Annotated in this window: 7 protein-coding genes; 6 read left to right on the top strand and 1 reads right to left on the bottom strand. The window is 27.8% G+C overall.

The window, feature by feature from the left end:
• The first annotated feature begins 291 nt into the window (after positions 1-291).
• Positions 292-1,701 (top strand): clostripain-related cysteine peptidase, encoded by a 1,410-nt coding sequence (locus HMPREF0216_RS07765; protein WP_051040680.1) that lies wholly within the window; start codon positions 292-294, stop codon positions 1,699-1,701.
• Between the two features lie 71 nt (positions 1,702-1,772).
• On the opposite strand, the gene HMPREF0216_RS07760 is transcribed toward HMPREF0216_RS07765, so the two are convergent.
• The gene (locus HMPREF0216_RS07760) at positions 1,773-2,096 is read right to left on the bottom strand and encodes a DUF1622 domain-containing protein (RefSeq protein WP_005213280.1); all 324 of its coding nucleotides are present in this window, start codon (positions 2,094-2,096) and stop codon (positions 1,773-1,775) included.
• A gap of 168 nt (positions 2,097-2,264) precedes the next feature.
• Between HMPREF0216_RS07760 and HMPREF0216_RS07755 the strand changes: the two genes are divergently transcribed.
• The 5 genes from HMPREF0216_RS07755 to HMPREF0216_RS07740 all read left to right on the top strand — a co-directional run bounded on the left by HMPREF0216_RS07755 (position 2,265) and on the right by HMPREF0216_RS07740 (position 10,529).
• Positions 2,265-2,702 carry a GatB/YqeY domain-containing protein gene (locus HMPREF0216_RS07755; RefSeq protein WP_005213278.1) on the top strand — a complete coding sequence of 146 codons (438 nt, stop codon included), beginning with the start codon at positions 2,265-2,267 and terminating at the stop codon, positions 2,700-2,702.
• 165 nt (positions 2,703-2,867) lie between these two features.
• Positions 2,868-3,206 (top strand): hypothetical protein, encoded by a 339-nt coding sequence (locus HMPREF0216_RS17705; protein WP_005213276.1) that lies wholly within the window; start codon positions 2,868-2,870, stop codon positions 3,204-3,206.
• A gap of 174 nt (positions 3,207-3,380) precedes the next feature.
• Positions 3,381-3,998 (top strand): deaminase domain-containing protein, encoded by a 618-nt coding sequence (locus HMPREF0216_RS17700; RefSeq protein ID WP_005213274.1) that lies wholly within the window; start codon positions 3,381-3,383, stop codon positions 3,996-3,998.
• Positions 3,999-4,075: 77 nt separating this feature from the next.
• Positions 4,076-4,837: a MerR family transcriptional regulator gene (locus HMPREF0216_RS07745; RefSeq protein ID WP_005213273.1), complete on the top strand. Its 762-nt coding sequence runs from the start codon at positions 4,076-4,078 to the stop codon at positions 4,835-4,837.
• A gap of 343 nt (positions 4,838-5,180) precedes the next feature.
• The gene (locus HMPREF0216_RS07740) at positions 5,181-10,529 is read left to right on the top strand and encodes a discoidin domain-containing protein (RefSeq protein ID WP_005213272.1); all 5,349 of its coding nucleotides are present in this window, start codon (positions 5,181-5,183) and stop codon (positions 10,527-10,529) included.
• Positions 10,530-10,687: the final 158 nt, after the last annotated feature.

Below are 10,687 nucleotides of genomic sequence, written 5' to 3'. Positions count from 1 at the left end.
ATTATTATTATTATTATTATTATTATTATTATAGTTGTTACAATAATTTCTCATATTAAGCCCTCCTTTAACTAAATATAATTAAAACATTTTTAGAAAATATGCATAATGTTTTATAGTATAATATATTCATGAATAATTATTATGGTGAGCTTTTTAAAAAATTTTTATGTAAAACAAGATATAAGGAAATTGTTAAGATGATTGTTATAAGCGGAGTTTTTTAGGAAAGTAAATGATATAATGAACTTATGTAATTTTAAAAATTATAATTATGGGGGAGAGTAGGTTTTGAAAAAAATATATAAAGGTCTTATGAGTATAGGATTATGTATTATAATGTTAAGCTTAGGGATATTATTTTTTAGAATGTATACTAGTAGTGAAGAAAAAATAGAAAAACAGGTTGTTATAGAAAAACAAGTTGAAGAAAATAATGAAGAAGTTAAAGTGAAATTAGAAGAAGAAATAATAGATACAGAAAATGAATCAGTGGATACTAAAAGGGCTTATAGAACCAATATTATAGGAAATAATGAAGATAAATTTACATTAATGATTTATATGTGTGGCTCAGATTTAGAATCAGAATATGGAGCCGCTAGCGTAGATATAAGAGAAATGTTAGAGTCCAATATAGGTGAAAATATAAATATATTAATTGAAACAGGTGGAACCTCTGATTGGACCAATGAATCTATAAGTGAAGAACGAAACCAGATATATAAAATTGAAGATAATGAGCTTGTTTTAGTTAAAGATGATTTAGGATTAAGGAATATGGCTGAATCAAGCACATTGAAGGATTTTATTACATATTCAACAAAAAACTATCCAGCTAATAGATATGGACTTATAGTTTGGAATCATGGCTTTGGTACAATAGAAGGTTTTGGGCGTGATGAAAACTTTGAGGGTGATAATATGGAATTAAGTGATATGACAAAGGCATTAGAGGAAAGTGATGTTTTTTTTGATTTTATTGGATTTGATGCTTGTTTTATGTCAACTATAGAAGTTGCATATAATCTTAAGGATTTTTCAGATTACTTAATAGCATCTTCCGAAATAGAGCCTTTTGCAGGTTGGTATTATAGTAATTGGATTACAGAGTTATCTAATAATACATCAATTTCAACAGAAGAGCTTGGAAAAATAATAATTGATGATTTTGTGCAACATAATTCCAATAGAGAAATTCCAGAAAAAGCAGTATTAGCAATTACAGATTTAACAGAAATAGAATATGTATATGAAAATTTATGTGATTTTTTTACTGAGATTAATATTGAATTAAATAATAAAAATTATGATAAAGTTTCGCTAGCTAGAAGTGAAGCTAAAAATTTTGCAGATAATTTGGTAGATCATATAGATGCAATAAGTATAGCAGAAAAATTAAATTTGAATTCATCTCAAGAGTTAATAGAATCTATAAATAAAGCTGTTAAATATAAGTCGTTTACAAGTACTATGGAAGAGGTAGGAGGATTATCTATTTATTTTCCTTATTATAAAATAGATTATTTTAATGAATTTAAAGATGCCTTTAATAATTTGAATCTAAATGATGATCATTATAGATTTATAAATGAAATTGTAAGTGATATATCTGAAGGGAAAATTAGCATTATAGGTACAGCTCGCGAATTCACTAGTGAACATAAATCTAAGGATAGTATAGCAAATAGATATAATTAAACTAATTAGAAATTAGTAGTTAAGAGTTAAACTCCTAACTATTAATTAAAAATAATGGTTAATAATATTTTTTACTTTTTTTCTTCTATACGTATTTCTCTTTCTAAAACAAAAGTCATGATAATACGTAAAATAAAAATTGTACCTATTAGTATTAAATCATCTAAATCTTTAATTATTACAGTTTTTAAAATTTCTGCAGCTAATTTAAAATCTAAGCAAGTTACTAGTGAATTTGCAAAATTTAATTTAATTTTATAATCTTTCTTTGTAAAAAAGGTTCTAAAGAAATTGAAAAAAGCTGTAAAAGCACCAATTAAAAGAATAATAATTCCCATACCTTCTAATAAATTAATTAAATGAGGAAGGTAAGTGTTAAATAAGTTTTCAAGCATAATTAATACTCCTTTATTTTTATACTTAGGATTAGTATTTGAAAAATAGGATATATTATTCTACATAGAAATATTTTGATTTATAGTATAAAAATAGTATAATTAAAAGGAAGTATTTTTAATAAAGGAGGAAAGTTTAGTAAGATAGTTTACTAAATATAAAATAATATGTTAAAAGAAGTTTTAAAAAAAGACGAAATAGCAGCAATGAAAGCTAGAGATAAAAAAAAGGTTAGTGTGTTAAGATTAGTTAATGCTGAAATTAAAGCATATGAAGTTAATAGCAGGGAAGTTATAGATGATGAAAATGTTATTAAAATAGTTGAAAGAAGCATAAAGCAAACAAAGGAAGCTTTAGAGTATGCTGTAAAGGCAAATGATGAAGAAAAAATAGAAGAGGGGAAATTTGCCCTTGAAGTTTTAACTCCATATCTTCCAAAGCAATTAAGTGAAGAAGAAGTTGTAGCTATGTTAAAAGAAATAATAACAAATGGCAATTATACAGCTAAGGATATGGGTAAAATAATGAAGGAAATTATGCAAAAGGTTAATGGGAAATTTGATAGATCAAAGATTAATCCTATGGTGAAAAATTTATTAGGGTAATATAAGTTTTAGGTATACTGGTAAGGTGTACCTAATTTTTTTATATAAATATAAGATATATTTTACATAAATATGTAATTTGATTTTTTATATATAATGGTAGTAGTATATAGGTTAGTTATAATTTATTAAATATAAATAGATAATAAATATTTAGAGGTGAATATGACAGAAATAGGTATGACACTAAAGAAGAAAAAAGAGAGAATAGATATTAGTAGCTTAAGTGATTTAAAAAAAATATTAAAAAGAGATGGATATATAGTAAATAAACTTGATGAAGATGAATTCAAAGAAGAAATGAAGAGAATTTTTAATATAAATGAGGAAATGGTAGAAAACCTATATACCATCATTGAAGAAGATAATATTATTTATAGATCCAAGGATATATTAGAATTTATAGATTACATAGAAAAAGTAGTACTTTTTGAGAAGGAACATAATAAGTTATGTAAAAAGATAAGTAAATTTAAAAAGGTAAATATAACTAGAGTTGAGTAGGATTGAGTAGTAAGTATTCAAGATGATGTAGAGCATATAATAAAAGCTATAAATAAAATAAAAGATAGTATATCAGAAACTATAAATGAAAAAGAAATAGCAAGAATAGAAACATTAGAGGCAGAAATAAGTAAAGAATATGTCTATGCTAAAGATATTGAATTATTAAAAAAGATGATTTTAAATAGTTCAGAAAAAATAAAGGAAAATTATGACGATAAAAATAAAATAAAAACAATATCAATGGAAATACCAACGGAAATAAAGACAACATATATTAAACCTACAAAAGGAACTATAGAGTATTATCAGCATTTAAAAAATAATATACCAAGAATGAAGCGTTTAAGAAAAAATATAGATAAATATATTGAATTTAGTGAGAATGAAGTTGGAACAATAAGTATAAATCAAAGTGATGCATTACAAGACTCTATAAACATAGCAGTAGCGATTTATAATGGTAAGGAGTTTAAAGCTGTAAGTGGTAGCGATGAAGTAGAAGGATTTTGTATGGCAAAACCTATAGGACAAGTTGCCTTCAAAAGTAGTAAAGTTAATAAATTAGGTAAATTAGGGATAGGATACAATAGAATTAATGATAGTGAAAAAAAGATATTAGAAGAAATAAATAAGCAAATAGAAAGCAATGAGTTAGAAGACAAAGGAGAGCTTGTTTTATATAGTAAATGGCAACCGTGTCCAAGTTGTTATTATGTTATTAGTCAATTTTGTGAAAAGTATCCTAGAATCAAATTTAAAGTTAAATATAGAAATAAGTATGGGGAATAGATAAAAAATATATTTTTTATTGTTGACTTTAACGCAACGTTAAGGTGTATAGTTTAGCTTAAGAGGAGGTCTAGATTATGGAATATACAGTGCAAAAACTTAGTCAGCTTGCAAAAATAACAACCAGGACTTTGAGATATTATGATGAAATTAATCTTTTAAAGCCTAGAAGAATTAATAAAGCAGGATATAGGATATATGGAGAGAATGAGGTTGATAGACTTCAGCAAATCCTCTTTTATAAGGAGCTAGGTGTTGGGCTAGGTGAAATAAAAGAAATATTAGATAATCCTAATTTTGATGAAGTAGAAGCACTAAAGGAGCATAAAATAAAACTTCTTGAAAGGCAACAAAAAATAGAGCTGCTTTTAAAAAATGTAAATAAAACAATAAATTTAAAAGAGGGGAAAAATACAATGACAAATAAAGAAAAATTTGAAGGGTTTAAGCAAAATATAATAGATGAAAATGAAAATAAATATGGAAAAGAAGTAAGAGAGAAGTATGGAGATGATACAGTAAATAAAAGTAATAGTAAAATAAAGGGTATGTCTCAAGAAAAATATAATGAGTTTATAAGATTAGGAAAAGAAATTGAAGAAAAACTGGCAGAAGCTTTTAAAACTAATGATCCATCTAGTAATTTAGCGCAAGAAGTTGCAGAACTTCATAAAAAATGGCTTATGTTTACTTGGCCAAAATATACAAAGGAAGCTCATGCAGGAATTGCTCAAATGTATGTTGATGATGAAAGGTTCACTGCTTATTATGATAAAAATGTAGAAGGAACTACTAAATTCTTAAGAGATGCTATTTATATTTATACTAAAATGAAATAATAAATAAAAGAAAAAATTAAATAAAAACACAGCAGAAATGATTTTTCTGTTGTGTTTTTTGTTTTTAATATGTTAGAGAAATTAGTGATATTAAATAGAGGAATTTTATTAGAAATGTAAAAAAATCTAAATATAACCCAAAAAAGCAAAACAAATGTTGAAAAATCTAAATATTTTAGAAAGGATACTATTTATACTAAAAGTGTATAATAATGTAAAAATGGCATAACAATCCTAATTACTAAGATGAAATTGCACTATTATACTATACATTTTTTCTTGTAAGTATTTATAAAGAATATAATACGAGAAAAAAATTTTTAGGTATAAGGGGAGGATTATAATGAAGTTTAGTAAGATTTCAAGAAAACTTATGGCTGCGGGATTATGTTTGACAATGATGATAAGTAATACATCTTTAGTAGCTACTGCAGAAACAGTTCAGCAACAAGGTAGCGGGAATGTTAGTGCAAGTAAAGAAAGTAATTATATCACTATTGAAAACGATTATATTAAAAGAGAGTTTTCAATTGTTGATGGAAGGGTATTAACTAGCTTAATTCAAAATAATAGAGCTAATACAACATTAGTACCACAATCTGGATCGGAAGATTTTGTGATTAATATATTACAGGATGATGAAGATTCAGGTGAAGGAGAAGGTGAAGTTAATAAAGGAACAGCTCCAACACAAGTTATAGATCGTACTGAATGGAGTGCAACACTTTCTTCAAATGATGGAACTCAATATCAAGAATCAGATGTAGCTAAATTGTTCGATGGAAATAAAGATAGTTATATTGATCGCTATCAAATTTCAGGTTATCCGGTATCGTTAAAAATTGATTTAGGTGAAGTTAAAGAAGTATCATCTTTTTCATATTTAAAAAGACCAGGATATTCAGAATCAGCTTATGGTAAAAATGGTACTATGGGAGAGTATAGGCTGTATGTAAGTGAAGATGGTGATAATTGGGTAGAAGCAGGTTTAGGTGAATTTACTGAAAAAGATCATAACTTACATGAAGAAGGAGGTCTACATAATGTAGGAGATATTGTTTATGGAAATTTTGATCAAACATATACAACTAGATATGTGAGAATAGATCAATTATCTGATGCATTAGGTAGTACACAAGAGTTTACTGGCTCAGAAATAAACTTATTTGAAGATGTTTATAAGGTAGATGAAACTCCAGATGTGTCAGAAGAGGCTAGTAAAACCGAAATCAAATCAAGTGACTTAATTATTAATACCGAAGCTACAAAAATTGAAGATATTGAAAATGGTAAAAAGTTAACTATTTCATATGAACCATATATATTTAATGGAGTAGAATATTTAATTGATATGGTAACTGTTCTTGAAGGGGATGATCATTATATGAGATCATTCTTAGAGATTCAAGTAAATGATGAGTCAGCTAGAATTGATTATATAGATTTAGATAATTTTATTTTGTCTAATGATATAGAGGATACATTATGGTCACATCCAGACTTAAAAGATGTATCATCAATGTGGATGGGGAAAAATGAATTAATGCTAGGACAACCTATTTATGCAAATGGTATGTTCTTTGGTTCAGAATTCCCAGCAGCAGATACGGATATAGTAAGTGATGAAATGCAAATTAGATATTATAGTGGAAAGAGCTTTGAACAATTAAGATCAGATAATCAATTAACTACAGATGGTAAATTTGTATCTTGGCAAAATGTTGTAGGGGCAGCCCAAGGCATTGATACTGATGTTGTTCAAACTGACTTTTATGAATATATTTCAGAAATAGCAACACCAACTGAGTTTAGAAAACAATATAACTCTTGGTATGACAATATGCTTGGAATTACAGATGAAAGTATTGCAAAATCTTTTTATGGTTCTGAAAAAGGATTAACTGAAAATGGTATAGAACCAGTTGATTCATATGTTGTTGATGATGGATGGAATAACTATAGAGATGAGGAGTTTAATCCAAATATTTCATCAGCAGATGCTGGAGAAAGCATGAATCGTACTGGATTCTGGGAATTTAATGATAAGTTCCCTAATGAATTATACACTTCTACAGAATTAACTAATAAGTTCCAATCAAAATTTGGTGTTTGGGTAGGGCCACAAGGTGGATATAACTACTTTGGTGGATTTGCGAAATATATGGAAAAAATGGGAACTGGATATGTTCAAAGTGATTATTGGAACAATGTTTGCGTTGGTTCAGATAAATATGTAAATAACTTAACTAGTATGTTTGTTGATTACCAAGAAAGATTTGATGTTGATTATTGGAAAATTGATGGATTCGCAGTTAGACCTTGTACAAATGAAAATCATGACCTTATGACAGGTGGTACAAATAATATGTACTATACAACTGATTTATGGGAAAAGTGGACAGATGCATGGGAAGAAATGAGAGAAAATCGTGCTGAAGAAGGAAAAGATTTATTTATTAATGCAACTTGTTATGTAAACTTAAGCCCATGGATATTACAATGGGTAAATACTGTATGGGTACAAGATTCTGGTGATACAGGACAAGCTGGAACTGGTGCAAGACATCAACAAAAAATAACTTATAGAGATAATGTTTACTATAACTTGTTTAAAGTAAACCAAGTTCAATTCCCATTAAAGAATATATATAACCATGACCCTATTTATGGTGTATCGGATGGAAGTTCAGCAACTACAGAAGATTTTAGAGATTTCTTATTTGCTAACTCTGTTAGAGGAACAGCATTCTGGGAATTATATTATTCACCATCAATAATGGATGATGAAAAATGGCAAGTAAATGCAGATGCAATAAACTTTGCAGAAACCAATTCTCATATATTAGAAAAGGCTAAGCTATTTGGCAATAGAGCAACTCAAGGTGTTTATGGATATTCATGCTGGGATGGAAATGAAGGTATAGTTTCATTTAGAAACCCAACAGGAGAAGTGCAAGAATACTCATTACAACTAACAGATGTAGTTGGAGTTCCTAAGACGGTTTCAAACTTAAGAGGAAATCAAGTATTACCATATGTTGTAGGTGAAACTGAAGCAGTATCTTATGGAGATACTATTACAGTTACTTTAGAGCCTTATGAAACTATAATTCTTCAATATGGTAATTTAGATAATGAAGCAGCAGAAATAGTATCTGCTAAAGTAACTGGAGATAGTGAAATTACTGTTAAGTTCAATGAACGTGTTGAAAATGGTGATGGAGTTTATACAGTAGAAGGTAACGAAGTAGTATCTACAGAGTTAGAAGCTGATTATAGAACTATAGTAATTAATACTGCAAACAAAGTAAGTGATACTGTTAAGTTAAATATTAATGGTGAAAGAGATAGTATCGGAAATTCAATGATAGCTACTTTAGAAATACCAGTTTATGATAATGAAAAAGTTATATTTGTACAAACTGGAGAAGAGTTAGTTGATGGAGAAAATATTACTAAGAAATATAATGGGAATATTGATACTTTCTTATTAGATATTAATAAGACTTATGAGTTAAAATCAAATAAAGTATTTGAAGGAACAACTGATTTTGGAATTTCAATGGCGGTAAGTACAACTTCAAATAATGTTAATTTATTTAGCCAAGGTGAAGATATTAAATTAACTATTGATGAAGAAGGGTATTTAAATTTACAAGTTAAAGATTTAGCAGTAAATTCTAAATCAGAAGTAACTACAGTAGTGGAAAAGGCTCATGGAACTTTTGGAACAGACGAATATGTACCAACTTCAACAGAATCAACTTATGTTGGTAAGATAAATGATGGAAAGTTACATCATATTGCAGCAGTTCGTGAAGTAAATGGTATGCTTAAGATTTATATTGATGGGGAATTAGCAAATTCATCATATGATGAATTATTAGTAAATCAAGAAATTGCTAGTGGAAAAGTTCAAATTGCAGATAATAACTTTAAAGGTATTTTAGGAAATATTGAATTAAGAAATAATTCTATTTACTATGATGAAGCTAAAGAAATTTATGAAGGATATAAGAGTGAAGCTATAATTGAATATAGCAGAGAAAATTGGACTGCAACTGCTTGTTCTGAAATGTCAGGTTCAACTGGAGATGGTAATGCAGAATGTGCTATTGATGGGAATTTAGGAAGCTGGTGGCATACAAATTATATTGGTGGAGATAATCACGAAGGCAACCACTGGTTAGCAGTTGATTTTGGTGGAGAAATTACTTTTGATACAGTAAATGTTGTTTCAAGAGGCAAAGGAACAAATGGATCAATTAAAGATTATAAATTAGAAGGTAAAGTAAATGGGGAGTGGACAACTCTTAAAGAGGATGCTTTTATTGATGGAGTTAATGATTCAATAGTATTCGATGAAGATATTACAGCAAGTGCAATTCGTATAACTGCATTATCTACATTTAATGGAGCAAATTTTGCTGCAATAAAAGAGATAACTGCAACTAAGAAGGATAGAGCAGCAACAGATGAAGAAAAGGTTGAATTAGCTTCATTAGTAAAAAATATTGATGCTAATGATTATACAATAGCAACTGTAAATAGGTATAATAGAGTTGTTAATAAAGTTACTGCTTTAGATGAAATAAATACACTTCAATTAGGTGAATTAAAGGCTGAATTAATAGCTGCATATGATGGATTATTAGAAGCTAAAGAATTAAATGATTTATTAGCAAAAGTTAAAGAGTTAAATGAATTAGATTATACTGTAGAATCTTGGGCAGTATTAGCTAATGCTTTAAATAGTGTAAATTCAGTAGTTTCAAATATAGAATCAGTAAAAGCAGATGTAGATAATGTATTAAATATATTGAATACTGCTGTAAATGATTTAGAAAAGGCTGAAGAAAAACCAGAAAAGCCAGAGGAAATATTTAAAATGCACTTAGAAATTGCTGTTGGAGAGGCTGAAAAAGTAACTGAAGAAGAATTAGCTTCAGTGGTTACAGCAGTAGTTAATGAATTTAAAGCTGCACTGGAAGAAGCAAAGGCAATTTTAGCAAATTCAAATGCTACACAAGAATCAATAGATACATCTTTTGATAGATTAAGTGCAGTAATGCAACTTTTATGTTTCCAAAAGGGAGATAAAGAAGCTTTAATTTTATTAATTGATAGAATTAATGGATTAAATGGAGATGAATATATTAAATCAACTTGGGATAAGTTAGAAGCACAATTATCACTTGCTAATATTGTAGTAAATGATGAAAATGCTATGGAGGAAGAAGTAAAAGATTCTTATAATGATTTATTAAGATCATTCTTATCGTTAAGGTTAAAACCAAGTAAAGATAAGTTAGAAGGATTAATAAATAAGGTGGAAGGATTAAATATTACTAATTATACAGCTGAAACTTGGAGTAATGTTGAGAAGGCATTAAGGAATGCTAAAAATGTTATGGAAAATCAAGAAGCAACGGCTACTGAAATAGCTAAAGCTGAAGAAAATCTAACAAAAGCAATAAATGGATTAGTTAAAGCAAATCATAGTACTAATAATGGAAATAGCAGTAATTCTCAAAATCAAAACTCTAATAATATAGTAAGTGGGGATAACAATAGTAATAGTCAAAATAGTGGAAAACTACCTGATACAGGTTCACCAGTAAGAGGTATAGGTGTAGTTTTAGCTAGTGGATTAATGGCATTAGGATATACTTTAACTAAAAAACGTAGATAATAAAATGATTATAAATTAAAATAGTTGATAAGCTATGAGATATGCTTCCTTTTAGTAATCAGTTTAATAGTAAACTGAGCTATAAAGGGAGCATTTTTCGTAATTTTAAATAAATATATAAATGAAGTTATTTTGCATAAGGATTAATGGTATAATAG

Source organism: Clostridium celatum DSM 1785 (assembly GCF_000320405.1).
GTDB classification, from domain to species: Bacteria; Bacillota; Clostridia; order Clostridiales; family Clostridiaceae; genus Clostridium; species Clostridium celatum.
Note: the sequence above shows the minus strand (reverse complement) of the source record. Positions and strands in the feature narration are given on the sequence as shown.

What these genes read in the sequence shown, in the direction of transcription:
- HMPREF0216_RS07760 (WP_005213280.1), bottom strand. Translation starts at nt 2,096, where the DNA reads ATGCTTGAAAACTTATTTAACACTTACCTTCCTCATTTAATTAATTTA.
- HMPREF0216_RS07755 (WP_005213278.1), top strand. Translation starts at nt 2,265, where the DNA reads ATGTTAAAAGAAGTTTTAAAAAAAGACGAAATAGCAGCAATGAAAGCT.
- HMPREF0216_RS17705 (WP_005213276.1), top strand. Translation starts at nt 2,868, where the DNA reads ATGACAGAAATAGGTATGACACTAAAGAAGAAAAAAGAGAGAATAGAT.
- HMPREF0216_RS17700 (WP_005213274.1), top strand. Translation starts at nt 3,381, where the DNA reads ATGATTTTAAATAGTTCAGAAAAAATAAAGGAAAATTATGACGATAAA.
- HMPREF0216_RS07745 (WP_005213273.1), top strand. Translation starts at nt 4,076, where the DNA reads ATGGAATATACAGTGCAAAAACTTAGTCAGCTTGCAAAAATAACAACC.
- HMPREF0216_RS07740 (WP_005213272.1), top strand. Translation starts at nt 5,181, where the DNA reads ATGAAGTTTAGTAAGATTTCAAGAAAACTTATGGCTGCGGGATTATGT.